This is a genomic window from Micromonospora sp. RTP1Z1 (assembly GCF_033804685.1).
In the GTDB taxonomy this organism is placed as follows: Bacteria; Actinomycetota; Actinomycetes; order Mycobacteriales; family Micromonosporaceae; genus Micromonospora.
Map to the genome: position 1 here is coordinate 50,721 of NZ_JAPFQV010000016.1, position 24,632 is coordinate 75,352.

At 72.7% G+C, this 24,632-nt stretch carries 24 protein-coding genes; 12 read left to right on the forward strand and 12 right to left on the reverse strand.

Annotation, left to right across the window (positions count from 1 at the left end; genetic code table 11):
- Window positions 1-6 precede the first annotated feature (6 nt).
- Window positions 7-921: a helix-turn-helix domain-containing protein gene (locus SLP03_RS11070; RefSeq protein ID WP_319460461.1), complete on the forward strand. Its 915-nt coding sequence runs from the start codon at window positions 7-9 to the stop codon at window positions 919-921.
- Window positions 922-1,033: 112 nt separating this feature from the next.
- Here the strand turns inward: SLP03_RS11070 and SLP03_RS11075 are convergent, their stop codons facing one another.
- Together SLP03_RS11075 and SLP03_RS11080 are read right to left on the reverse strand one after the other, a co-directional pair.
- Window positions 1,034-1,564 carry a nitroreductase family protein gene (locus SLP03_RS11075; protein WP_319460462.1) on the reverse strand — a complete coding sequence of 177 codons (531 nt, stop codon included), beginning with the start codon at window positions 1,562-1,564 and terminating at the stop codon, window positions 1,034-1,036.
- Between the two features lie 84 nt (window positions 1,565-1,648).
- Entirely contained in the window at window positions 1,649-2,431 is a 783-nt protein-coding gene (locus SLP03_RS11080) for a hypothetical protein (protein ID WP_319460463.1), read from the reverse strand.
- A 245-nt stretch (window positions 2,432-2,676) separates the two neighbouring features.
- On the opposite strand from SLP03_RS11080, the gene SLP03_RS11085 reads away from it, so the two are divergent.
- Complete coding sequence (locus tag SLP03_RS11085) at window positions 2,677-3,942, forward strand: aspartate kinase (protein WP_319460464.1); 1,266 nt, start codon at window positions 2,677-2,679, stop codon at window positions 3,940-3,942.
- Between the two features lie 4 nt (window positions 3,943-3,946).
- Window positions 3,947-5,008 (forward strand): aspartate-semialdehyde dehydrogenase, encoded by a 1,062-nt coding sequence (locus tag SLP03_RS11090; RefSeq protein WP_319460465.1) that lies wholly within the window; start codon window positions 3,947-3,949, stop codon window positions 5,006-5,008.
- 46 nt (window positions 5,009-5,054) lie between these two features.
- Here SLP03_RS11090 and SLP03_RS11095 read toward each other — a convergent pair whose 3' ends face one another.
- Window positions 5,055-6,431, reverse strand: coding sequence for a diguanylate cyclase domain-containing protein (locus SLP03_RS11095; RefSeq protein WP_413644499.1), 1,377 nt, complete (start codon window positions 6,429-6,431; stop codon window positions 5,055-5,057).
- Between the two features lie 233 nt (window positions 6,432-6,664).
- On the opposite strand from SLP03_RS11095, the gene SLP03_RS11100 reads away from it, so the two are divergent.
- The gene (locus SLP03_RS11100) at window positions 6,665-7,444 is read left to right on the forward strand and encodes a phosphodiesterase (protein WP_319460467.1); all 780 of its coding nucleotides are present in this window, start codon (window positions 6,665-6,667) and stop codon (window positions 7,442-7,444) included.
- A gap of 219 nt (window positions 7,445-7,663) precedes the next feature.
- On the opposite strand, the gene SLP03_RS11105 is transcribed toward SLP03_RS11100, so the two are convergent.
- Window positions 7,664-8,230 (reverse strand): hypothetical protein, encoded by a 567-nt coding sequence (locus SLP03_RS11105; protein WP_319460468.1) that lies wholly within the window; start codon window positions 8,228-8,230, stop codon window positions 7,664-7,666.
- Between the two features lie 451 nt (window positions 8,231-8,681).
- Between SLP03_RS11105 and SLP03_RS11110 the strand changes: the two genes are divergently transcribed.
- Window positions 8,682-10,421, forward strand: coding sequence for a bifunctional metallophosphatase/5'-nucleotidase (locus SLP03_RS11110; RefSeq protein WP_319460469.1), 1,740 nt, complete (start codon window positions 8,682-8,684; stop codon window positions 10,419-10,421).
- 64 nt (window positions 10,422-10,485) lie between these two features.
- On the opposite strand, the gene SLP03_RS11115 is transcribed toward SLP03_RS11110, so the two are convergent.
- A complete protein-coding gene (locus SLP03_RS11115; RefSeq protein ID WP_319460470.1) occupies window positions 10,486-11,769 on the reverse strand; it encodes an MFS transporter in 1,284 nt (427 codons plus the stop codon).
- Between the two features lie 110 nt (window positions 11,770-11,879).
- Between SLP03_RS11115 and SLP03_RS11120 the strand changes: the two genes are divergently transcribed.
- Window positions 11,880-12,353 carry a hypothetical protein gene (locus SLP03_RS11120; protein ID WP_319460471.1) on the forward strand — a complete coding sequence of 158 codons (474 nt, stop codon included), beginning with the start codon at window positions 11,880-11,882 and terminating at the stop codon, window positions 12,351-12,353.
- Window positions 12,354-12,386: 33 nt separating this feature from the next.
- Here SLP03_RS11120 and SLP03_RS11125 read toward each other — a convergent pair whose 3' ends face one another.
- From SLP03_RS11125 to SLP03_RS11140, 4 genes are all read right to left on the reverse strand, one after another.
- Window positions 12,387-13,199: a class I SAM-dependent methyltransferase gene (locus SLP03_RS11125; RefSeq protein WP_319460472.1), complete on the reverse strand. Its 813-nt coding sequence runs from the start codon at window positions 13,197-13,199 to the stop codon at window positions 12,387-12,389.
- Between the two features lie 69 nt (window positions 13,200-13,268).
- Window positions 13,269-15,878 (reverse strand): ATP-binding protein, encoded by a 2,610-nt coding sequence (locus SLP03_RS11130; protein ID WP_319460473.1) that lies wholly within the window; start codon window positions 15,876-15,878, stop codon window positions 13,269-13,271.
- Between the two features lie 101 nt (window positions 15,879-15,979).
- Window positions 15,980-17,086 carry an ionic transporter y4hA gene (locus SLP03_RS11135; protein ID WP_319460474.1) on the reverse strand — a complete coding sequence of 369 codons (1,107 nt, stop codon included), beginning with the start codon at window positions 17,084-17,086 and terminating at the stop codon, window positions 15,980-15,982.
- Between the two features lie 70 nt (window positions 17,087-17,156).
- Complete coding sequence (locus tag SLP03_RS11140) at window positions 17,157-18,113, reverse strand: hypothetical protein (protein WP_319460475.1); 957 nt, start codon at window positions 18,111-18,113, stop codon at window positions 17,157-17,159.
- Between the two features lie 160 nt (window positions 18,114-18,273).
- On the opposite strand from SLP03_RS11140, the gene SLP03_RS11145 reads away from it, so the two are divergent.
- From SLP03_RS11145 to SLP03_RS11160, 4 genes are all read left to right on the forward strand, one after another.
- Window positions 18,274-18,786, forward strand: a complete 513-nt coding sequence (locus SLP03_RS11145) for a SigE family RNA polymerase sigma factor (protein ID WP_319460476.1) — start codon at window positions 18,274-18,276, stop codon at window positions 18,784-18,786.
- On the forward strand, window positions 18,783-20,024 hold the full coding sequence (locus SLP03_RS11150) for a hypothetical protein (RefSeq protein ID WP_319460477.1): 1,242 nt from the start codon (window positions 18,783-18,785) through the stop codon (window positions 20,022-20,024). Before SLP03_RS11145 ends, SLP03_RS11150 begins: the two co-directional genes overlap by 4 nt.
- 224 nt (window positions 20,025-20,248) lie before the next feature.
- Window positions 20,249-20,860 (forward strand): dihydrofolate reductase family protein, encoded by a 612-nt coding sequence (locus SLP03_RS11155; protein ID WP_319460478.1) that lies wholly within the window; start codon window positions 20,249-20,251, stop codon window positions 20,858-20,860.
- 320 nt (window positions 20,861-21,180) lie between these two features.
- Window positions 21,181-21,432, forward strand: coding sequence for a hypothetical protein (locus SLP03_RS11160; protein ID WP_319460479.1), 252 nt, complete (start codon window positions 21,181-21,183; stop codon window positions 21,430-21,432).
- A 51-nt stretch (window positions 21,433-21,483) separates the two neighbouring features.
- Here SLP03_RS11160 and SLP03_RS11165 read toward each other — a convergent pair whose 3' ends face one another.
- Window positions 21,484-21,765, reverse strand: coding sequence for a hypothetical protein (locus tag SLP03_RS11165; protein WP_319460480.1), 282 nt, complete (start codon window positions 21,763-21,765; stop codon window positions 21,484-21,486).
- 247 nt (window positions 21,766-22,012) lie between these two features.
- Between SLP03_RS11165 and SLP03_RS11170 the strand changes: the two genes are divergently transcribed.
- Window positions 22,013-22,426: a contact-dependent growth inhibition system immunity protein gene (locus SLP03_RS11170; protein WP_319460481.1), complete on the forward strand. Its 414-nt coding sequence runs from the start codon at window positions 22,013-22,015 to the stop codon at window positions 22,424-22,426.
- 344 nt (window positions 22,427-22,770) lie between these two features.
- On the opposite strand, the gene SLP03_RS11175 is transcribed toward SLP03_RS11170, so the two are convergent.
- Both SLP03_RS11175 and SLP03_RS11180 read right to left on the reverse strand, forming a co-directional pair.
- Entirely contained in the window at window positions 22,771-23,316 is a 546-nt protein-coding gene (locus tag SLP03_RS11175; protein WP_319460482.1) for an NUDIX domain-containing protein, read from the reverse strand.
- A complete protein-coding gene (locus tag SLP03_RS11180) occupies window positions 23,313-24,185 on the reverse strand; it encodes a DUF5753 domain-containing protein (protein WP_319460483.1) in 873 nt (290 codons plus the stop codon). The genes SLP03_RS11175 and SLP03_RS11180 overlap by 4 nt, the downstream gene beginning before the upstream one ends.
- Window positions 24,186-24,273: 88 nt before the next feature.
- Between SLP03_RS11180 and SLP03_RS11185 the strand changes: the two genes are divergently transcribed.
- Complete coding sequence (locus SLP03_RS11185; RefSeq protein WP_319460484.1) at window positions 24,274-24,585, forward strand: tyrosine-type recombinase/integrase; 312 nt, start codon at window positions 24,274-24,276, stop codon at window positions 24,583-24,585.
- The last annotated feature ends 47 nt before the right edge of the window (window positions 24,586-24,632 follow it).

A 24,632-nucleotide genomic window follows, 5' to 3' on the forward strand; every position in this document is an offset into this window, starting at 1 on the left:
TGGAGGATGTCGCAGCTGCGGTTCGGCGCGTCCGATGTCGCGGGGGTGCGGTTCGCCGTCTCTCCGGTCTGGGAGACGGTCTCCAGCATGTGGGCGCTGGACGACCCGGTCCGGCACGCCGTGCACCTGCCCTGGATCGACCAGGCCCGGGTGACCCTCCGCCGCCCCGACGTGGCCGTCCGGGTCCGGCCGCTGGTCGAGCTGCTCGGCCAGATCGCCGCCACCCCGCCCGACGTGGTGGTCCGGGACCTGCTCGCCACCACCCCGAACCGTCCGCTGAGCCCGTTCGGGCGAGCCCTGTGCGACGACCCCGGTGGCCGGCTGCCGGAGCTGGTCACCGCCCTGCGCGTCTGGTACGACGAGGCGATCGCCCCGGCCTGGCCCCGGATCCGGGCGCTGCTGGAGGCGGACATCGCCCACCGGGCCGCTCTGCTGGCCGAGGGTGGCGCCGGGCAGCTCTTCGGCCAGCTGCACGCCAGCCTGCGCTGGACCGGTGACCGGGTGGTGAGCGACGACCCCTGGCAGCTCGACTTCGACCTGGGTGGCCGGGGGCTGGCGCTCAACCCGGGCATCTTCACCGACCGGCGGGTGCTGTGGAACCTGCTGGAGGACTCGCTGCCTGGCGGCACGTACCCCGTGCGCGCGGTGGCCACCCTCTGGGAGACGCCCCCGGTGGCGGCCGGCGACCCCCTGGCCCGGGTGATCGGGTCGGCGCGGGCGGCGTTGCTCAACCTGCTCGACCCGGCGGCCACCACCACCGACCTCGCCCGGCGGACGGGAATGTCCGGCGGGAACGTCTCCCAGCACCTGTCCGCCCTGCACGCCGCCGGCCTGGTCTCCCGGTCCCGGCAGGGCCGGCACGTCCTCTACCGGGGCACCGAGGCCGCCGCGGTCCTGCTCCGGGCCAGCCGGGGGGAGTGAGCGGCCGCAGCCGGGTCCGCGCGCTTTCCGGGAAAGTGCTGCCTCCCGGCGCGCCGAGGCCACTCGTTCCGTGACGTTGCGCGGATCTTGGGCGCGGGGAGCGGGGCCCGGGTCAGTGGAGCAGCAGCGCGGCGACCGGGTGGCGGTGGCGCAGTCCGGTCTCCCGGTGGCGCAGTTCCTCGGGCAGGGCGAGCGGGTCGCCGAGTCGCCCGACGGCGGCCACCACCAGCGGCCGGACGTCCGGTGGCAGGTCCAACTCGGCGGCGAGTCCGGCCCGGTCGAAGCGGGTGAGCTGGTGCACGTGCAGGCCGAGCGCGGTGGCCTGCACGGTCAGGTGGGCGATCGCCTGGCCCAGGTCGTACGCGGCCCGTTCGGCGTCGCCGCCGGTGTGCGCGCCGACCACCAGGGCGGCGGCGTGCCGGGCCCAGCGTTGGTCGGCGGCGGTCAGGCTGACCAGGATCCGCTTCCAGGTCTCGTCCTGCCGGCGCCCGAGGGCGAACCGCCACGGCTGGGCGTTTCCCGCCGATGGGGCCCAGCGGGCGGCTTCGAGCAGCGAGGACGCCTCGTCGCCGGCCAGCTCGGCGTTCGGGTCGAAGGACCGTGGGCTCCAGCGGAAGGCGAGCAACGGGGTGAGGTCGGCCATGGGGATAGGTTCCCCTATGGGCGATTCGCCCCTCGGTGCGGGGCGGCCGGATGTGGCGAAGAGCACCCGTAACGTGACGCAGGGTCAGGGCGTTCCCGCGCTCGGGCTGTCGGACGGGGACGGCGCCGCGTGACCGACCGGGTCGTCGTCCACCACCGGCCCGGCGAGTTGCACGGTGGCCGGCGCCGGGCCGGGCTCGCCGGCCAGCCGGACGGTGCCGAAGTCGGCGCGGACCGCGGTCGGGGTCCCGTCCGGCCGGTAGCAGTAGATGCCCACGTCCAGCGGGGCGTTCAGCGAGGCGGAGGTCGACTCGACCGAGTAGCACTGGCCGGTGGCGCCGGTCGGCGGCGTGGCGGGGGAGACCGCCAGTGGGGCCCGCCGGTCGGTGAGCACCTCCAGCCAGTCGGTGAACGGGTGCTGCACCCGGGGATCGAGCCGCCGGGGCACGGCGTCGTCGGGGTCGCCGAGGCGGACGCAGGTGGCCGGCTCGGGCCGGCCCGCCGACGGCAGCGCGCACTGGAAGAGCCCGTCCGCGGTGGTGGCCAGCGAGACGTCCACCGTGCCGCCCAGTCCCCACGCCGGCACGTCGACCCGCCAGGTGCCGTCGTTCGCGCTGGTCACCACGACCGTCCGGTCCGGTGTGTCGGCCGTGCCGAACGCGTACCGCGCGGTGAGGTGGCGGTCCTGCGCGGCGGCCGCCAGCCCGGCCAGTTCGTCGCGCGCCGCGTCCACCCCGGCCGGCACCGGGTCGGCGGTGGCGAGCGGGGCCGGCGTCGGCTGGTCGGCGGTGCAGGCGGCGAGGAGCGCCGGCAGGGTGATCGCCAGGGCGCCGGTCAGTCGCCGGGCCGCGCGGAGGTGAGCGTGCACCGGGACATTCTGCGGTGCGGGGACGGGTCCCGGGAGTCCGCCGGACGGCTCGCGTACCGGCGTGTCGCGCGGCCCTCCGCCACTGGGTCCGGCCTGGCGGGCCGGCCGGCGCCGGGCCGGATGGTGGGATCACCCGTCCCGGCGCCGCGCGCCGCCCGATACCCTGATGAGGTCTGACACGCGCCGCCGGACCGAATCCCGGCGGCGTCGGCACGCTCAGGGTCGCTGGGAGGGAGTGCACCGTCGTGGCACTCGTGGTGCAGAAGTACGGCGGGTCCTCCGTCGCCAATGCCGAGCGGATCAAGCGGGTGGCCGAGCGCATCGTGGCCGCCCGCAAGGCCGGCGACGACGTGGTGGTGGTGGTTTCCGCGATGGGCGACACCACCGATGAGCTGCTCGACCTGGCCAACCAGGTCAGCCCGCTGCCGCCCGGCCGCGAGCTGGACATGCTGCTCACCGCCGGGGAGCGGATCTCCATGGCGCTGCTCGCCATGGCGATCCACAACCTGGGGTACGAGGCCCGCTCGTTCACCGGCTCGCAGGCCGGCGTGATCACCACCTCGGTGCACGGCAAGGCGCGGATCATCGACGTCACGCCGGGCCGGCTCAAGGGCGCGCTGGACGAGGGCGCGGTGGTCATCGTGGCCGGCTTCCAGGGCGTCTCGCAGGACACCAAGGACGTCACCACGCTGGGCCGGGGCGGCTCGGACACCACGGCCGTGGCGCTGGCCGCCGCGCTGGACGCCGACGTCTGCGAGATCTACACCGACGTGGACGGCATCTTCAGCGCCGACCCGCGGATCGTGCCCGACGCCCGGCACATCAAGCAGATCACCTACGAGGAGATGCTGGAGCTGGCCGCCTGCGGCGCGAAGGTGCTGCACCTGCGTAGCGTGGAGTACGCCCGGCGGGCGGGGTTGCCGATCCACGTCCGTTCGTCATACTCGACCAACACCGGCACCATGGTCACCGGATTCATGGAGGACCTTCCTGTGGAGCAGGCACTGATCACCGGGGTCGCTCACGACCGCAGCGAGGCGAAGATCACCATCGTCGGCGTGCCCGACGAGCCGGGCGCCGCCGCGCGGATCTTCGACACCGTGGCCGGCGCCGAGATCAACATCGACATGATCGTGCAGAACGTCTCCACCGAGGGCACCGGCCGGACGGACATCTCGTTCACGCTGCCCAAGACGGACGGTCCGACGGCGATGGCGGCGCTCAGCAAGATCCAGGAGGTGGTCAAGTTCAAGGGCCTCCTCTACGACGACCACGTCGGCAAGGTCTCCCTGATCGGCGCCGGCATGCGGTCCCACCCCGGCGTCGCGGCCGGCTTCTTCGCCGCGCTGGGTGCGGCCGGGGTCAACATCGAGATGATCTCCACGTCCGAGATCCGGGTCTCGGTGGTCTGCCGGGACACCGACCTCGACAAGGCGGTCCGGGCCATCCACGACGCCTTCGAGCTGGGCGGCGAATCCGAAGCCGTGGTCTACGCGGGGACCGGGCGGTAACCGGATGTCGTCGCTGCCCACCCTCGCCGTGGTTGGGGCGACCGGTGCCGTCGGCACGGTGATGTGCCAGCTGCTCTCCTCCCGGCGCAACGTCTGGGGTGAGATCCGGTTGCTCGCCTCGGAGCGTTCGGTGGGGCGGCAGGTGCAGTGCCGCGGCGAGCAGCTGACCGTCCGGGCCCTCACGCCGGAGGCGTTCGACGGGGTCGACGTGGCCATGTTCGACGTGCCCGACGAGGTCTCCGCCGAGTGGGCGCCGATCGCGGTCAGCCGTGGTGCGGTCGCGGTGGACAACTCGGGTGCCTTCCGGATGGACCGGGACGTCCCGCTGGTGGTCCCGGAGATCAACCCCGAGCAGGTGCGCAACCGGCCCAAGGGGATCATCGCCAACGCCAACTGCACCACCCTGACGATGATCGTGGCGATCGCGCCGCTGCACCGCGAGTACGGCCTGCGCGAGCTGGTGCTCGCCTCGTACCAGGCGGTCTCCGGGGCGGGTCAGACCGGCGTGGACACGCTGCACGCCCAGCTCAGCAAGATCGCCGGGGACCGGGTGCTGGGGTCCCGCCCGGGCGACGTGCGGCAGGCGGTCGGCGACGAACTGGGGCCGTTCCCGGCCCCGCTGGCGCTCAACGTGGTGCCCTGGGCCGGCTCGCTGGCCGACGGCGGCTGGTCGTCCGAGGAGCTGAAGATGCGCAACGAGTCGCGCAAGATCCTCGGGTTGCCCGACCTCAAGGTCTCGGCCACCTGCGTCCGGGTGCCGGTGGTGACCGGCCACTCGGTCGCCGTGCACGCGGTCTTCGCCACCGAGGTGCACGCCGAGGGCGCCCGCGAGGCGCTACGCAACGCGCCCGGCGTGATCCTGGTCGACGACCCCGCCGCGGGCGAGTTCCCGATGCCGATCGACGCGGTGGGCACCGACCCGTCCTGGGTCGGCCGCATCCGCCGCGCCGTCGACGACCCGAGAGCCCTCGACCTCTTCGTCACCGGCGACAACCTCCGCAAGGGCGCCGCCCTCAACACCGCCCAGGTCGCCGAACTCCTGGCCAAAGACCTAACCCACCCCTAACCCCCGCCAAGATCGCGGGGAAGTGGGGCGAGAACGCGGGTGGGGGTCAGGCGGCGGCGAGGCGGACGCCGTCGCGGCCGTGGCGCTTGACCGCGTAGAGGGCCTGGTCGGCGCGGCGGAGGGTCAACTCCGGGGCCTCGCCGGGTTGGGGCAGGGCGACGCCGACGCTGATGGTGCGGCCGGTACGGCGGGCCGCCTCGGTGAGGCGCTCGGCGATCCGGAGCGCCTCCTCGGGACGGTTCACCTCGATCACCGCGACGAACTCGTCGCCGCCGATCCGGTACAGCTCGTCGCCCTGCCGCAGCGCCTGCTCCAGCGCCCGCGCCAGCCCGACCAGCAGCCGGTCGCCGGCCTGGTGGCCGTACGTGTCGTTGACGTCCTTGAAGCCGTCCACGTCGATCGCCAGCAGGGCGGTACGCCCCGGCGTGGCGGTGGCGATCCGCTGCCCGAACGGCCCGGTGTGCCGCAACCCGGTGAGCGGGTCCAAGCTGGCCTGCTCGCGTAGCCGGGCCAGGGTGCGCAGCCGGTCCAGGCAGGTCCACGCCTGCCCGGCCAGCAACTCCATCAGGTTGACCGTGGTGGGATCGGGCCGGAGCAGTCGTTCGTCCGCGACCAGCAGCACCCCGCCGGCCTCCGGCGGCCCGACCGGCACCGCCACCAGGGTGCGCGCCCCGGCGCGGGCCAACGGCAGGTAGTCGTCGGTCGGCGGGTGTCCGGCCTCGCCCAGGGTGTACGCCGCGCCGTGCCGGTGGGCCCGGGCGATCAGCCGGCCGAGCGGGTCGCCACCGGCCTCGGTCAGTTCGGCGCGGATCCGCGCCTCCAGCTCTCCGGGGGCGCTGGTCGGCGCGCCGAGCCGGGCCCCGCGCCGGCCCGAGAGGACCAGTACGGCTGCGGAGAGGGTCGAGACGTCCCGGGCCGCGGTGATCGCGGCGGTCATCAGGTCCCAGTCGGTGGGGGCCGAGGTCATCGCGGCGGCGTGCCGGAGCAGCTTCTCGCTGCGGCTCTCGGCCGGCGGTCCGCCGAGCGCCGTGATCCGGGCGCCCAGCCGGGCGGCGAGCCGCACTGCGGTCTCCCGCCACGGGCCCAGCTCCACCGGACCGCTCCACTGCAGGTCGAGTACGCCGATCGGCCGCCCCGCCGGGTCCAGCACCGGTACGCAGAGCTCGGCGGCCACGTCGGGGCGTACCGGGAGGTAGTCGGGGTCGGTGCTGACGTCTCCGACGGTGGCGGGCTCGCCGGAGGCGTACACCCGGCCGACGATGCCGGTCTTCGGCGGCACGGTGGAGAAGACCTGCCAGGCGCCGGTGGCCGCGACGCAGCGGAGGCGGTCGTGGACCTGGAGCAGGATCGAGAGGGTGGCCGGGGTGTGCCGGGCGAGCGCGGCGACGGTCCACTGGCACGCCTCCAGGGCGGTCGACGCCATCGGGAGGCGGACCGTGACGTCTCGGATGACTCGCTGGTGATCCACGTCGTTCCTGGTGGGAGGGGCCCGGGTCGGCGCCGGGGGGCGCGATCAAGACTACTCAGCGACGGGTGCGGCGACCTTCGTACACATGTGCTATCCACAGGCTGTGGGCGCGGCCTGTGGGTACGGCGGGGCCGCGCGGTGGGGGTGGTCGGCGATAGCGTGAGGGTCCCGGTCCCGAGGAGGCGTCGATGCTCATCGCCCAGCTCAGCGACCCGCACGTGACCACCGGCCCGCTCGCCGCCGAGCAGGCCGCCGGGCTGCACCGCGCCCTCGGCCGGGTGCTGGCGCTGCGCCCCCGCCCGGACTCCGTGGTGATCACCGGCGACCTGGTCAACCACGGCCGCACCGACGAGTACGTGGCGCTCCGCGAGATCATCGGACGATTCCCGCTGCCGGTCCACCTCGCCACCGGCAACCACGACGACCGGGAGTCGCTGCTGGACACCTTCGGCGGGACGCCCTACCTGGGTGGCGGCTTCTCGGCGTACTACCACGTCGACCATCCGGAGGCGACCGTCGTGGTGCTGGACTCGCTCGTCGCCGGTGGCAGCGGTGGACGGCTCGGCGACGACCAGTTGGCCTGGCTCGACGGGGTGCTGGCCGGCCGGCCGGAGGTGCCGGCCGTCGTGTGCCTGCACCATCCGCCGGTCGCCGTCGGCGTCCCGGCCGCCGACGCCATCCGGCTCGCCGACTCCGACGCGCTCGCCGAGGTGATCGGCCGGCACCCCCATGTCGTACGCGTCACCGCCGGCCACCTGCACCGTGCGGTCACCGCCGCCTTCGCCGGCACGGTGCTCACCACCGCGCCGAGCACCTGGGTGCAGGCCTCGCTGACGATGAGCGACGACGAGGCGATCGGGCTGGTCGCCGAGCCGACCGCGTTCCTGCTGCACCGGGTGACCGACGGCGGTTGCGTCACGCACACCGTCCAGGTCAGCCACGCCGCCGGGCAGACCTGCTGGTTCTGAGGCGGTGGACCGGCCACGTGACGGCGCGGAGCGGGACGGTACGGCGCGGCGTGTGCCCCTGCCATCCGGGGCCGACCCCGAATACGGCCCGGATCCGGTGCTGATCGACGACCTGGCGCTGCAATTGATCGTAAGGGGCCGACCCGGCCCGGACGAGCGGAGGCCGCCGGGCTGATCCCGGCGGCCTCCGCCCTCAGCTTTGCGGGTGGGTCAGGTCCGTCAGAGGACGGACAGGATCCGGTTGAGCAGGGCGACCAGCCCGTTCAGGGCGCCGCCCGCGCCGCCGGTGTGGTCGAGCAGGCCGGCGACCGCGCAGAGCAGGTTACCGAGCAGGTTGCCCGGGGCCTGCTGGGCGGTGATGTCGAGCACGACCTCGTTGAGGTGCACCTGGAGGCCGAGCAGGTTGAGGTCCAGCGGGCCGAGATCCAGGTTGAGGATGTCGCAGGTGCCGCTGACCTGGACCGGCACGGTGACCTGCTGGGTCGCGGCGCCGAGCGAGGTGCCCGCCGCGTTCGTCAGGGTGCCGGTCAACGTGCCGACCGCGGCCAGCTGACCGTTCTGGTTGACGAACCGGGTCGGGGTGAAGGTGCCGGCGAAGGTGCCGGCCCCGCCGAGAGCGTCCGTGAAGCTACCGGTGACCGGCGTGCTCACGCCGGACGCGGCCGGCGCGACGGTTGGGGCCTGCTGGCTGACCGGGGCCGCCTGGGCCACGCCGGTGCTACCGAGGACCAACCCCGTGGCGGCGGTCAGGGCGACGAAGGCGGTGCGGAATCGTGCTGCGCGCATGAATTCTTCCTTCCGTTGGTTTGCCCTTGCACCAATTTCGTACCCCGGCTAATCCGGCCAAACCCCAGAAAGATATTCACTTCTGATCCCTATCGGACAGTCTTCTCCTGCGAGGACCGGGAAGCGGAGCGATCCGTCCCGGAGGGCCGATCTGCGCCGCCGTTCGGCTGGTTTCTCGGCCCGCGACCGGTGACAACGGACGGTCGCGAAGGAATTCACCTGCCCGTCATGTCGGACTCGTCGGGCAGACCGGCACAGTTCGCCGTCCATATCCATCGTTCAGATGAACTGCACCGGTCGACCGATCGCTTCACGGATGGCAAGCTTGCCCCGGCGGGGCGGCATCCCCCGACCGCCGTCACCCGCCATCGACCCCTGTCACGGCACGGCTCAGGGTCGCCGGGCGAACCATCGTCCGGACCGCCACGCGCCGATTCTCACGAGGAGTTCCATGTCCGTCCCCGGGATGCGCCGGGCCGCCGTCGGCCTGGTCGCGCTCGCCGCGACCGCGCTCGGCACGGTCGCCGCCAACCCCAACCAGGCCGAGGCCGGCCCCAAGCCGGTCGACGTCAAGCTGCTCGCCATCAACGACTTCCACGGCAACCTGGAGCCGCCGACCGGGTCCAGCGGCACCATCGCCGGCCAGCCGGCCGGTGGCGCGGAGTACCTGGCGACCCGGCTCGCCCAGCTCCGCGGCACCACCGAGGAGGAGCGGGAGCACACCATCACGGTCGCCGCCGGTGACCTGATCGGCGCCTCCCCGCTGCTCTCCGCGGCCTTCCACGACGAGCCGACGATCGAGGAGATGAACCTCGCCGGGCTCGAGTTCACCAGCGTCGGCAACCACGAGTTCGACGAGGGCGCCACCGAGCTGCTCCGGATGCAGAACGGCGGCTGCCACCCGGTGGACGGCTGCGCCGACGGCACCCCGTTCGCGGGCGCCAACTTCCAGTACCTCTCCGCCAACGCCTTCAAGACCGCCACGGGCGAGCCGCTGCTGCCGCCGTACGGCATCAAGAAGGTCGACGGGGTCAAGGTCGGCTTCATCGGGATGACCCTGGAGGGCACCCCGCAGATCGTCAGCCAGCAGGGCGTCGCCGGCCTCACCTTCGCCGACGAGGCGGAGACCGCCAACAAGTACGCCCGTATCCTGCGCGCCAAGGGCGTCGAGACCATCGTCGTGCTGCTGCACGAGGGCGGCGTGCAGAACGGTGGCGGGATCAACGACTGCACCGGCTTCAGCGGGCCGATCGTCGACATCGCCAACCGGATGGACCCGTCGATCGACGTGATCGTCAGCGGGCACACCCACGCCGCGTACAACTGCAACATCAACGGCAAGCTGGTCACCAGCGCCAGCTCGTTCGGGCGCCTGGTCACCGACATCAACCTGCAGATCGACCGCCGTACCGGTGACGTGATCACCGCCAAGGCGAACAACGTCGTGGTCACCCGGGACGTCGCCAAGGACCCGGCGAGCACCGAGCTGATCACCCGGTACAAGACCGCGCTCGGCCCGGTCGCCGACAAGGTGGTCGGCGAGACCACCACGGCGATCACCAAGACGCAGGAGAACCTGTACCAGACCGGCGTCGACGCCAACGGCAAGCCGACGTACCAGACCGGTGAGTCGCCGCTGGGCAACCTGATCGCCGACGCCCAGCTCGCCGCCACCGACGACGAGCAGAACGCGGTCGCCGCGTTCATGAACCCCGGTGGCGTCCGCGCCGACCTCGACGCCGGCCCGGTCACCTACTCCGAGGCGTTCACAGTGCAGCCGTTCGCCAACAACCTGGTGACGCTGAACCTCACCGGGGCGCAGCTCTACTGCATGGTGGAGCAGCAGTTCACGGTCGCCCGGGTGCTGTACGCCTCCTCGACCGTGCACTACGTGGTCGACCCGAACGGCACCACCGCCGCGGCCGGCGCGCCGTGCGGTGGCACCCGGGTGGTCCGGGGCAGCCTCACCATCAACGGTGCCCCGGTCACCGACACCGCGACCTACCGGGTCACGGTGAACAACTTCCTCGCCGGCGGCGGCGACGGGTTCAGCGTCCTCACGGGCGGCACGAACCCGGTCACCGGCATGATCGACCTGGACGCCTTCGTCGCGTACCTGACCGCGAAGTCGCCGGTCTCCGCGCCGACGCTGGACCGGATCCAGACCACCACCGAGGTCCCCGCCGCCTGACGGCCGGCCCTCGCGACGACGGGCCCCGGAGCATCCGCTCCGGGGCCCGTCCGCATTCCCACCCTCAACGGGCGGCGGGTTCCGGGTCCCGGGCGAGGGCCGGGGTGAGGCGGCCGTCCTGGGCGGGAGTCAGGAGCCGGCGCAGCGACAGGGCCAGCACGGAGGCGGTCAGGCAGCCGGCGACCACGACGACCACCCAGATCCGCCCGTCGGCGGCGCCGATCAGCGGGCCGGCGGTGACCGGGCCGATGATCCCGCTGACCCCGAAGATCATCGAACTCATCGCGTTGTACCGGCCGCGCAGCTCGTCGGTGGCGAGCGCGTTGGTCAGCGCGGGCATCACCGGCGACAGCATCGTCTCGCCGAAACCGAAGATCGCCGCGCAGGCCACCACGCTGAGCGCGGCGACCAGAGCGTTACCTGTACCGATCACGCCGGCGGCGCCGAGCACCAGCCAGGCGGTCGCGAAGACCGCGCCGACCGCGGCGAGCCCGCCGGTCCGGCTGCGCCCCTCCATCCGGCGGATCACCAGCAGTTGGGAGAGCACGATCATCACGGTGTTGGCGGCCAGCGCCCAGGCCACCACCCGCGGCGTCACCTCGACCACCCGGATGGAGTACGCGGTGAAGCCCACCTCGATCTGCGCGTACCCGCAGGTGGTGAGGACCAGGCCGAAGATGACCAGGCGGCGGAACGGCCGGTCCCGCAGCACGGTCAGGTAGCCCCCGGTCGACGGCCGGTCCCCGGCGGTCGGTGCGGCGGCGAGCCGGCGGCCGACGTGCGGCAGGGTCAGCAGGATCAGCCCCGGCATCAGGTAGCTCAGCGCGTCCAGCAGGTAGATGGCCTGGAAGGTGATCGGCCGGGCGGTGTCCACGACCGCGCCGGAGATCAGGCCACCCACCCCGATGCCGAGGTTGAGCAGGGCGAACTGGAGGCCGAAGACCCGCTGCCGCTCGCCGTCGTCGGTCAGCGAGGCGAGGATGGTGGTCTGCCCGGACCAGAGCGCGGAGCCGCCCACCGCGATCAGCGTGGCGACCGCGAACGCCGACGCGGTCGAGTCGACCAGGGCGAGCGAGCCGGTGCCCACGGCCTCCACCACCAGGCAGGGCAGCACCACCCGGCGGGCCCCGAACCGGTCGATCAGCGTGCCGCCCACCGGCGACAGGGCCAGGGTCACCGCGCCGAACCAGCCGATCACCAGACCGGCCCGGGTGTCGGTCAGCCCGCGCACGTCGGTGAGGTAGATGAAGAGGAACGGCAGGGTCAGGCCGCGCCCGACGGCCGAGAGCAGGGTGCCGAGCAGGATCCGGCGAGCTTCCGGGCGGGCAGGTAGGGCGCGGCGCAGCATGCCTGGATTCTGTGCGGTGGGTACGACGCCCCGCGAGCCGTTTATCGGCGGCCACGCGTACCGGCGGGCCGCCGGGTGAGCAACCACACCCCGTCTGGGATGCTGGGCCGGTGACCGTCACCTGGCGACACCTGCCCGCCCCGGCCCGCGAGATCGCGGTCGCCGCCACCGACGCGGTCGCCGCCGCCCGGGCCCGGGACGCCGGGGCGTACGAGCCGGCCGTCGACCGGCTCACCGGCGCAGACCGGGCCGGTCTGGTGCTCGGCGGGGTGGTCCGGCTGCTGCTGGAGGAGACCCACCCGGACGGGTTGGACGGCGACGACGTACGACAGGTGCTGGAACGCTGCGTGCGGGACGTGGCGGCGTGGTGGCCCGACGTGGACCCGCACGTGCTGCTGGTTCTGCTGGCCAGCGCCCTGGGCGTGTACGGCCCGGGCGACGACGACACCCCGCCGGACCCGGCGGCGATCGCCCGGCACGCCCCACTTCTCGTCGCCGACCTGCTGGCGGTCACCGGCCGGCCGTTGGAGGGCTACCTGACCACCGCGTTCGCCGAGGTGGCGCGCACCGAGCTGCACGACTGAGCGGTCCTCGCACGGCGAAGCGGCCGGGCAGCGTCACGCCCGGGTCGCCACCACCTCCAGGTACTCCGCCGGGATGCGGACGGTGCCGTCGGTGGAGCGGTCGTACCGCCGGGCCAGCTCGACCAGATCGGCGTGCAGCGCCGGCCGCCGCTGCTCGTCGAGCGCCTCGAACGCTTTCAGTGAGGGCCCGTAGTTGACCCGGAAGAAATCGGCGAACTCCTCCTGCGCGGTGAAGCGGAGGACGAAGGTCCGTCGGGTGGCCCGCAAGTCACGCAGCGTCGCCCCGAACAGCTCGGCCAGCCGTTCCTCGCGACCCCACTCGACCGGCCCGCGCAGCCCCGCGGGCGGCGGGACGTGCCGGCCGACCGTGCGGAACAGGTCGCCGATGAAGCCCTCCGGCGTCCAGGCCGCAAGCGCGACCGTGCCGCCGGGCCGGCAGACCCGGACCAGCTCGGCGGCCGCCCGCTCCTGGTCCGGCGCGAACATCACCCCGACGCAGGAGAGCACCGCGTCGAACGAGGCGTCCGGGTAGGCGAGCCGCTCGGCGTCACCGGTCGCGAAGGTCACCGGCAGCCGCTCCGCCACGGCCCGCGCGTGCGCGCGTTCCAGCAGCTCCGGTACGTAGTCGACGCCGGTCACCCGGCAGCCGCAGCGGGCCGCCGCGATCGCCGCGTTGCCGGTGCCGGTCGCCACGTCCAACACGGTCGCTCCGGCGGCGAGGTCGGCCGCCTCGACCAGCAGCTCGGAGACGAGGTGGATGCGGGCGGCGACGGCGCCGTAGTCGCCGCTGGCCCAGGTCTGCTGTTGCCGCGCCTTGACGGCGGCCAGGTCGATCATGCTGGTCATGGCAGCGCCCTTCGTTCGGTTGCCGGTGACGCTAGGGCTGCGGCGGCGGCCGGACATGGGGAGAACCACCTATGTTGGCGGCACCAGACCCTGCCGCCGCGCGACTGCGGCGGCCTGCCCCCGGTTGGGCACGGCCAGCTTGCCGAGGACCGCGGAGACGTGGTGCCCGACCGTGCGCGCCGACAGCGACAGCCGCGCGGCGATCTCGGTGTCGCTCAGCCCGTCGGCGACCAGCGTCAGCACCTCCAGCTGCCGGGCGGTCAGCCCGGGCGGGTTGGCCGTCGTCGCGGGTCGCGGGCCGCGCGGCACCCGGGCCAGGCCGCGCCCGCGCAGCTCGGCCCGGAGCCGCCGGGCCGTCCGGACCGCGCCCAGGGCGTCCAGGATCCGTAGCGCCTCGCCCGCCGCCTCCGCGTCTCCGCAGGCCAGGGCCTCCGCTCGGCGGTACGGGCAGTCGAGGCGCCGCCACTCGTCGGCCGCGCCGGCCCAGTCGCCGTCGAGCAGCCGCCGGTACGGCAACGCGGCCACCTCCGGCGCCGACGTCAGCTCCCCGGCCCGCCACCGCCAGTACGCCAGCTCCCCGGTGAACCACGGCTCGCCCGCCGCGACGGCCAGCTCGTAGCCGCGCCGGGCCTCGGCGGCGGCCCGCTCCGGCTCGCCGTCGAGCCAGTGGTGCTCGGCGAGGGCCGCCGCCGCCTGGCCGACGAACTGGAGCTCTCCCGTGCCGTACGCCCACCCGGCCACCTTGGTCAGCTCGTCCGCCGCCGCCGGATCGCCGTACCGGGAGCGGAGCAGGCCGCGGACGAGCAGCGCCGGCACCAGGCTGCCGCCGGGTTGTCGGGAGCCGGCGAGGGCGGTCTCGGCGTCGGCCAGCGCGCCCGTCCAGTCGCCCAGCAGCAGCCGCAGCCGGGCCCGGTAGCCCAACAGGTGGCGGGCGTACCCGTCGAGATCCCGCCCGGTGGTGAACTCCAGCGCGCGTTCCAGTCGGGCGCCGGCCGCCTCGAGGTCGTACCGCTCGACGGACATGGTGGCGAGGTTGACCAGGGCCCGCGCGGCGTGGTCGTCGAGCCCGTCGAGCGCGGCCTGGACGTGTGCCCGTTCCAGCAGCTCGACACCGTCCGGGTCGCCGCGCTGCAGCCGCGCCGACCCGACGTTGACCAGCGCGTGCGCCTCGGTGTCCCGATCCCCGATGCGGCCCGCCAGCGCGAGCGCCCGGTCACCCCAGTCGATCGCCTCGTCGTCCCGGTTGGCCAGCATCAGCAGCTGCGCCATCCCGCTGTACGCCATGGCCAGCTCCCGGCCGGGCGGCGCCGACTCCAGCACCTCCACGGCCCGGGTGGCCGCCGCGCGGGCGGCCCCGCTGTCCCCGGTCCACCAGCAGAGCCGGGAGAGCCAGCGCAGGTTCTCGCCGATCGGGACGGCAGCGCCGTCGGCCTCCCGCAGCGCGAGCGCCTCCCGTCGGGCGGCGAGGGCCTCCGCGCCCAGCCCGGCGAGGTAGGCGGCGGACGAGTACGCCTCCAGCAGCTCCGCCCGGCGCGCCGCCGGCAGTCCGGCCGCGCGCGGCAGGGCCACCGCGTAGTGGGCGACGGCCTGCCGGTGGGCGCCGACGGCCGCGGCCCGGCGCGCGGCCAGCGGCGCCCACCGGAGCACGGCCGCCGCGTCGTCGGCGTGGTGCGCGTGGTGCACCAGCCGGGCGACGTCCACATCGGACCGGTCGGCGAGCCGGGCCAGCACCGCCGCGTGCAGGGCCGCGCGGCGTACCGGGGAGAGGCCGTCCCGGACCGCCCGGCGGAGCAGTTCGTGGCGGAACCGCACGGCGTCCTCCGCCGGCACCAGCAGGCCGCCGGCCAGGCACTCCTCGACGGCCGTCGGCGGCTCCCCGGCGAGCAGGTGCGACTCGATCCGGGACGGCACCACCGACACCAGCCGGGCCACCTCCCGCGCGGCCGGGCTGAGCGCGGCGAGCCGGGCGGCCACCAGGTCGCGTACGGTCGGCGGGACGCCCGGCCCGGCGGCGGCCAGGACCTCGGTGACCAGCAGCGGGTGGCCCCCGGTGGCCTGGTAGAGGCCGGCGGGGGAGCGACCGGCGCGGCGGGCCAGCTCCTCGACGGCGGCGGTGGACAGCGGTGCCAGCGGCAGCCGGCGCACCAGCGCGCGCGGCAGCCCGGCGAGCACCGCGTGCAGGGGGTGCTCCGGACCCACCTCGTCGTCGCGGTAGGTGAGCACCAGCAGGGCGCGGCAGCCGGCCAGCCGGCGGCCGAGGAACGCGGTCAGGTCGAGGGTGGCCTCGTCCGCCCAGTGCGCGTCCTCGATCACCAGCACCGGTCGGCGGCGTTGCCGAGGGCCGGCCAGCTCGTCGAGGAGGGCGTCGAAGAGCACGCCCCGGCGTTCACCCTCCCGCCCGTCGCCGGCCCGGCTGTCGGCGAGCCGCTCCGCGAGCGCCCCGCCGACCTGCCGGCCGATGTCGTGCAGCGGGCCGAGGGCGCGCGGGGTGAGCAGCGGGTCGCAGCCGCCCTGGAGCACCCGGGCCCGGGCCCCGACCGTCGCCGTGAACGCGCCCACCAGGGCGGACTTGCCGGCGCCCGCCTCGCCGGCGACGAGCGCGATGCGGCCACCGGCGGCACTGGCCGTCAGCAGCTCGTCCAGCGCCCCGAGTGGGCCGGCCCGCTCCAGTAGCTCCATCGCCGCCGATGCTAGTCACGGCGGGCGACGGACGAGCCGTCCTGACGTCGAGCCGACTGCCGTGCGCCGCCGTCGGGACCGCCCGGCCGGCGGTGTCCGCCCTACGGACTGGCGGCGAGGAAGACGAACGCGGCGAGCAGCACCAGGTGCACCCCGCCTTGGAGCACGGTCGCCCGGCCCGGCACCACGGTGAGCACGCCGGTCACGGCGGTGAGCGCGAGCAGCGTGAGCTGGGTGCCGCCGAGGCCGAGCAGCAGTGGCCCGTCCAGCCAGATCGAGGCGAGCGCGATGGCGGGGATGGTCAGCCCGATGCTGGCCATTGCGGAGCCGAGGGCCAGGTTCAGGCTGATCTGGACCCGGTCGCGGCGGGCGGCGCGGGAGGCGGCGAGGGTCTCCGGCAGCAGCACCAGCAGGGCGATGATCACCCCGACGAACGCCTGCGGCAGGTTCGCCGCGGAGACGCCGGCCTCGATGGTCGGTGAGATGATCTTGGCGTTGCCGACCACTGCGACCAGGGCCACGATCAGGAGCGCGAGGCTGGCCAGCGCGGCGCGGGTCGACGGCGGGTCGGCATGGCCGTCGCCATCGGCGTCCACCACCTGTCCGCCCTGCGTGACCGACAGGAAGTAGTCGCGGTGCCGGCCGGTCTGCACCAGCACGAAGAGTCCGTACAGGGCGAGCGAGGCCACCGCGGCGAAGGCGAGCTGCGCCGGGGAGAACTCCGGCCCGGGCCGGCTGGTGGTGAAGGTCGGGACGACCAGGCTGAGGGTGGCGAGGGTGGCCACGGTGGCCAGCGCCCCGCCGGTGCCCTCCGGGTTGAAGACCGCCACCCGGCGGCGCAGCGCCCCGATCAGCAGCGAGAGGCCGAGGATCCCGTTGCAGGTGATCATCACGGCCGCGAAGACGGTGTCCCGGGCCAGCGCCTGGGTCTTGTCGCCGCCGCTGATCATCAGCGTGACGATCAACGCCACCTCGATCACGGTGACCGCCACCGCGAGGACCAGCGAGCCGAACGGCTCGCCCACCTTGTGTGCCACCACCTCCGCGTGGTGCACGGCCGCCAGGACGGCGCCCGCCAGCAGCGCGGCCACCACCGCGACCAGCACGCCGGCCAGGTGCCGCCCCCACGTGACGGCGAGCACGAGGATCGCGATCAGGGGTACGAAGGTGGTCCATTCGGTCAAACGTGATCGAATCAGCCCGGGCATGCCATCAACGATGCCAGAACCGCCGACGTGAGCGTTCCGTGATCGTTCCGTGCGGCGTGCCGCGGCGCCCTCACCCGCGGGTGGTGCGGTGCCCTCGCGTCATCAGCGCGGCGAGCTGCCGAGCCTTGTACGTCACCCCGCCGGTGCCCTGGGAGTACTCCCACGGGTAGGAGGTGAACCGGTTGCCGAGGGCGGCGAAGTGGGGGGCGGCGCTGCGACGGTCCCCCGCCAGCGACCAGGCGTACGCGAAGCTGCTCTGCGCCTGCACCCAACCGTAGACCGGCCGGTAGGCGGGGTGGCCCACCGACCGGGCCGCCGCGTCACGAAGCTGCTCGCGTACCTCCGGCTGCCGCATGTACCGCGAGGCCGACGGCTCCGCGCGGGCCTGTTCGATGTGCGCCTCGGCCACCACGGCCGCGTTCAGCGCGCCGGGTGGCGCCTCCCCAGCGCACACCTGGGCGAAGGCGTGCAGCTGCGGGAAGGAACCGCCCCACTTCGGACAGAGCTGCTGGGCGAGGTCCAGCTGGGCGGTGAACGGGTGTGGCTGAGCCCCGGCTGCCTGGTTGTAGCGCCGCCACGCCTCGGTGAGCCCCACCTGCAGGCCGCGGGCGATGCGTACCCGCGTCGTCCACGCTGCCACATTGCCCGGTTCCGCCATCACCACGTCGCCGAGCAGGTTGTCGGCCCGGGCCAGGAACGCGTGGAACTGCCCGAACTGCTTCCGGCTCACCTCGCTCGCGTAGAGGCCCGTACGCACCTCCCAGCCCATCACCACCCAGCGGGCGCCGAGCAGGGTGGCCGCCAGGGTCGAGGACGCCGCAGCGCCCTCGAGGAACGTCTCCACGCCCCGCAGCTCAGCGACCACCGTCACCGCCACGCTCGGGTCCTGGTCGGCGGGGAGTTCGGCGAAGAACCGGGTCACCGCCGGCCAGTCCCGCGACAGCAGGGCCTGGCGCAACGGGCGCAGCTCCGGGTAGTGGTCGAGGCGGTTCTTCGTGGGTACGCCGAAGACGGTGGTGGCAGACACGGGGCAGAGCTTAGGCAGTCGGCCATCCGCTCCGCTGCCCCGTACGCCGGCGGGATCACGCGGTATGCGGGACGGGCCGGGCTTCGGCCCGGGCCTGTTTTTTTGGGCGGCCGTGCAACAGATCGCCCCGCCCGGACGTCCTGGGTTCGAGGAGGTGGCCATGGATGGTGCCGAACCAGCGTTCGAGGAGTTCGTCCGGGCCCGGTGGACGTCGCTCGTGCGCTACGGGTACGTGCTCACCGGCAGCCCGCACGACGCGGCTGACCTGGCGCAGGAGGCGTTGGCGCGGCTGGGCTCCGCCTGGCCGCGGGTGGTCCGGCGGGACAATCCCGACGCGTACGTCCGTACCACGATGGCGCGGCTGCACATCAGCCGGTGGCGTCGGCTGCGCCGGGAGCGGCTGATGCCCGCCGTGCCGGACCGGCCGGCGGTGGACCCGGGGATCGACCGGGTCGACGCGGAGGCGCAGCTCTGGCCGCTGCTGGCGGGACTGCCCGTGCGGCAGCGGACGGTCCTGGTGCTGCGCTACTACGAGCACCGGACGGACGACGAGATCGCGGAGCTGCTGGGCATCTCCCGCGGCACCGTACGTAGCCAGGTCTCCCGCGCTCTGGAGAAGCTCCGGGCGCACACCGACCAGCACCGCGAACCGACCTTCGGGAGGCGGGGATGAGCAACGACATCGAGGAACGCCTGACGCGAACCCTGGCCTGGGCGGCGGAGGACGTGCCGGTGCCCGGCTACGACCCGGTCGACGCGGTCCGCGGCCGGCAGCGGCGCCGGCGGCGCCGGCGGGCGATCCTCGCCGCGGCCTGCGCCGTCGTGGTGGCGGCCGTCGGCGTGGTGACCGGGGTACGGATGGCGGTGCCACCGCCCGACCCCGGACCTCACTATGTCTTCTCGCCGGACCGGATCCCCGACTTCACCAACCTGCCCGAGCCGGAGAAGCTCTGGCCGGACGCCGTCCACCGGCTGCCCGCAGCGCTCCCCGACGGATCCCGGTACGCCGTGGTGGCCGTGCTGGGCGACGACCGCTACCTGGTGGCGCGGGACCGGCCGACCGGGGAGGCGGCACCCTCGATCTTCGACACCCGGGCGGGCACGGTCACCGTCCTCGGCACGTCAGCGGTGAGCGACGGCCTAGCAATGTCCAGCGTCCTGATGGCCCGAGAAGTCGACGGGCGCGCGGTCTGGTTCCTGTCCGGCTTCCGGAACAGCCGCTCGGTACGGGAGGTGTGGGTGGCCCCGCTCGACGGCACCGCGGCGACCCGCCTGGCCTTGCTGCCCAATGGGTCAGCCCCCCGGTTCGGCGTGGCGGGCGACAAGATCTTCTGGGAGCAGGAGCATCGCGCAAAGGGCCGGGTGTTCCGGGTGATCCGGTCCGTGTCGGTGCACGGTGGGGCGGTAACGGACGTGCCGGGCTCGGCGGGCTTCCAGTCCGCGAACGTCTCCCCGTGGATCACCGACCAGTACATGTCGACCGCGAGTCTTCACACGCGCGGCCTACTGCTCAATGTCGTCACCGGCGAGCGCCTGTCGTGGACCGCGAACAAGCGCATCCAATTCGTGCGCTGCGGGCCCACCTGGTGCACCGGCCGGGGCTCCGCCGACCGCGTAGCGCTCCAGTCGCTGGACGGCAGCAATCCGGTGGAGCTGCCCTGGCCCGGCGAGCTGTCTCCGGCCTATGGCGGGCGGTTCGCCGTCGGTCAGCTCGACCTCCCCGCGACGACGCTGCACCTCGTCTGGGATCGCACCACCGGCAAGGCGGCCGGGGTCAACCAGGTCCGAGCGGAGGGCGAGTCGCCCGGGTTCGGCTGGAACAACCAGCTCGCGGACTTCGAGCCCGCGGTGCTTACCTGGCGCGCCGACGGCGACCAGCACATCGTGCTCGACCTCGCCGCGGTCAAATGAGCGCGCCCGCCTGACCCGGCCGCTGCGGCTCGGGCAGAACAACGCGCGGAGGGCACATCCGGATCGACCGGATGTGCCCTCCTGGTCCTGTTCAGCCGGGGCGGATGAGGCCGCAGCGCCTGTCGTGTCGAGCAGATCCTGGCCGAAGACTGGGAAAGGATTCAGGCCATGGAGCAGATTGACGAACTGTTGGCCGCCGTTTCACGCTGACGAGAGGACGCGAGATGAGAAAGCTGATCGTGAGCACCTTCCTGACTCTCGACGGGGTCATGCAGGCCCCGGGCGGACCCGGCGAGGACGACGACGGCGGCTTCGCCCACGGTGGCTGGTCGGTGAACTACTGGGATGAGCTGATGGGGCAGGTCATGGGCGCGGCGATGAGTAGGCCGTTCGACCTCGTCCTCGGCCGCCGGACCTACGACATCTTCGCCGCACACTGGCCGCGCGCCAGCGAGGAGGACGGCGCCAAACCACTTAACGACGCCACCAAGTACGTCGCGTCGCGGAGCCGTCCCGCGCTGGAGTGGCGCAACTCGGTCCTGATCGAGGGTGACGCGGCCGACGGTGTCGCGGCGCTCAAGCAGGAGGACGGGCCGGAACTGCAGCTGCACGGCAGCGGCAACCTGATCCAGACGCTGCTGCGGCGCAACCTCGTCGACGAGTTCCGCCTGTGGGTCTTCCCCGTCGTCCTCGGATCGGGCAAGCGCCTGTTCTCGGAGGGCACCATCCCCGCCGGGCTCAAGCTCGTCGACAACAAGGTCTCCACCACCGGCGTCGTGATGGGGACGTACGAGCCGGCGGGCGAGGTCGTCACCGGATCGTTCGCGCTCGACTGACCGTCTGGCCGGCCTCGACCGGCGCTGCCCGGAGAGCACAAGAGGGCACATCCATCGACTGGATTTGCCCTCTCACCTCTGGTCGGGGTGGCCGGACCGACGACCTCTTCGTCCCGAACGGCCGTCGGTGCTGTAATCCATTTTCGGCCGCTGTCGCTCGATCGCGGTGACCCAGGGTTGGCAGCCGTCTGCGGCTCGTTGATGTGGAACCGCTGTCAGGCGTTCGCTGACTTTCTGCTGACGCGCTGCCCCCGGTCGCTCGGATGTCTTCTGCAATATCTCTGCCAGGCGTGTCAGACCCGGGCTGCATGATCTAAAACATGGCTGACCGCACGATGCCCGGCCCGGATGGGTTGATCTGGTACTCGACGCCTCGCGCCACGGTGGGCCTGGTCGTGCGCGCCGCCGTGGTCGTGGACTGCGCGCCGTACGCACGCCGCTGGGCGCTGGGGCGCGATGCTCGTCAGCTGTGGGACGCGGCAAAGCGCAGGGGCATCGATCTCGCCTGGCTTCCCGAGATGCATCCGCCCGCATCTGACGGAACTACGAACAGAGGGCCAGCAATCTCGTGATCCGTAGATTCCCAACGCCATTCCGGTACCGTCCGCCCGCCCCGGTTCGTCTCACCGTGGTTGGCGCACGCTCGGCAACTCGATCGGTTCGGTTTCGTCCACCTCGTTCGCCTCGATGGCTTCCACCCGTGGTAGTGGTCGGATTGATGGATTGGCTTGGCAGCGCACCCCCCCACCTCCGAGCGGATCGCCGGCCATTCGGTCCTTGAGCAAGCGAAGTCGCGGTTTGAGGCCATCGCGAACACTGGCGGTGAGGTCCTGGGCGTGCGTCCACTGGACTTCGATGGCCTGGCAGCCGTTGATCCGAACGCGTCGCACATCGGAGCTGTTCACCGCGTGTGGGGTGGCGCAGGATCATGGACCTGGCTGAGGAGTACTTCGCCTGAGGTCAAGCGCCGCACCGTCAGTTTGGAAATGCGTGCTCAACCGGTCGTGATGCCCGAAACGCCTGCTGCGAACGGCCAACCCAACGACGTCTCGTGCCCGCTCGTGACCGCTGGCCGTGTGGCTACTGGCCCGTGGATTGCCCGCCAGCCTTCCGGGCGGCCCAGGATCGCGGGTGCGGACTACCCTGACCGCCGTGACGACGATCGAGCAGCTTGAACGGGACGTTTGGCCGGCCCCGGCCCCTGACGCCACGTCTCTCGTGAGGCGTTGCACGGAGCTACGACGCAAGCCGTTGGCTGAGTTCACGGTCGAAGACCTGCGCATCATGCTCGGGCAAGAGGTTGGCGTGCCGGCTCTGCTGCCTCTCGCGGTACAAGTCCTGCTCCGCGATCCGTTGGCCGAGGGCGACTATTTCCCGGGTGACCTGCTCGCCAACGTGCTGCGGCTACCTGACTCGGCGTGGTCGAGCCTACGAGCGGAACGGAAGCGGCTGGGATCTGTTCTGGCTGAGCTCGTTGCCGGTGCCCCGTTCTCCGACCCTGACCTTAAGCCTCGCGACCCGGACCGGCGTCTTCGCGACGCCATCGTGCGGTTTCTTGGCCGATGAGAGCGGATCTCCTCGTCGGGCAGTCGTAGACCGTCCAGCCTCCGGGGAGGGTGAGGTGGAGCGCCCTACCGGACGAACGACCTGGTCGCCCTCCCCGGAGGCTGGTAGCCCTTGTGGTGCCCGGCGAGGTGAGCCGCGGGCGGCATCTCTGAGGAGGGTCGGGGTTCGGGGCGGAGCCCCGAGCTCTTCAAAGATCCTGCGTCTGTCAGCGTGGCCGGCCGGCCCGGCCGATGCCGGCCGGAGGTCGCCAGCAGGCCGGGGCCGGGCCGGCGCGGCCCGCTTTGCGGGCCGCCTTGATCTCATAGAGCGGGATTCGGCAATGTGATCCTATAAAGGATGTCCCGTCACGGGAGATGCTTGACAGCGCGTCCCACCTGATGTCTGACATGATCCTCAAGACGCGTCTCGATTTCCAGCGGCTCGGCGTCCATGCGCTTTAGGGCCGAGTACACCCACTTGGAGACCGCCGCGTTGCCAGGTAGGTCCGTAAGGTCGACGGCTGCCCACCGGGCTTTGGAGATCTCCCCATTTGGGCTGGTCTCGTCCGAGGTCGCGTGCAGGCGGACAATCTTCAGGTGGCCCCGTTTGCCCCCGCTGGTGGTCAGGTGTTCCTCTAGTACAAGGGCGAACGAGTCCAACTCAATGCCCAGTTCCTCGATGCACTCACGCCTAGCCGCTTGCTCTGGGGTCTCACGGGCTGGCTTGTATCCGCCTCCCGGCAGGCTCCACAGGGATTGGTCGCCGTAGCTGTGTTGGACGAGGAGCACTCGGTCAGCGTCGACCGGGTGAATGATCAGCGCTTTCACGCCGTAGGTGGTCGGCTTGGCGATCCGCCAATACACCCTACGGATGCGATAGAGCAGTTTGAACGCGAACGGCGAAATCCTCATACGGCCATCCAATCGGTGAGCCATGCGGATCTACATAATGAACCCCGGGCTGTCGTATTAGCTCGGGAGGCCCTGGGCGGCGCGGACGATGAGTCTCCGGGCGTCTTCGCCGGTGACGGCTTGGTTCCAGAGTCGTTCGATGGCTTGGTGTAGGTGGCTGCTTCGTCGTCGCGGTAGGTGGTCTCGCCGACGAAGGTCTCCACGATGGCGACGTCGTCGTACAGCTGGAAGGAGTTCTGCGGGGTGGTGGCGAGCGGGACGCCGAGAGGCAGGATGCCGAAGCGGATGTTCGGTGCGCCAACAACGGTTTGCAGCCGGTCGAGCTGGCCGCGCATGACGTCGGGCGGGCACAGGAGCCACCGCAGTACGGGCTCGGCTAGCAGGAATTCGAACCGCTTGCTGGTGTCGTAGAGGAGTTGCTGGCGCTGCATCCGGGTGGTTACGGCGGCGTCCACGTCGGCGATGTCGAGGTTGTGCAGCTCGACCATCTCGGTCAGGACGCGACGGGCGTAGTCGGCGGTCTGGAGCAGCCCTGGTACGTACACGGTCTCGAAGTGCCGGATCAGGCGCGACTCGGCGACGAGCTGGTTGTAGCTGTCCTGGACGGCGGATTGGCTCTGACGCATCCGGCGACGCCAGCCGCGGTGCACGGCCTGGACCTCGCCGAGCATCCGCAACAGGTCCTGAGCGGCGGTGTCCTCGGCGCCGCGCACGTGACGTTCAAGCCCTATCCGAAGACACGGGCTGGCCGCCGACTTGTGCCGCTGCCGCCGTTCGTGGTCAAGCTCCTGCGGGAGCACCGCGAACTCGTGCGCCCGGCCGGCGGGGGAGGTCTTCACCAACGAGGCCGGCAGGCCGCTGCGTCGCACGGTCTTTCGGGCTTGGATCAGGCGGCCGGCGCTCGTGCGGGCGGGTCTGCTCGGCAAGGTCGTCCAGGTCGGGCCGAGGGTGTGGCGGGTGACCTGGCGCGACCGGGACGGCAGCGAGGTGATCGAGGAGTTCCCGAACCGCCGTGTGGCGCGGGCTCGCGTCTCGCGCATGGCCCAGGGTGGACTTCGGTTCCATGATCTGCGGCACTCGTACGCGACCTGGCTGGTGTCGGACGGCGTACCGATCAATGACGTGGCGCGGGTCATGGGGCATGAGCAGATCTCGACCACGCTGGACCGGTACACGCACGCCTTCGAGGCCGGCGCGGAGAAGGTCAGGGACTCGTTTGCTGACTTTCCGCTGACTTTCGAGGCTGACCAGGGCGAAAGCGCCGATTAGCCGGCGGCCTGAGCCGATGGAGGGGAGCGCCGGGGACATGACAAAGG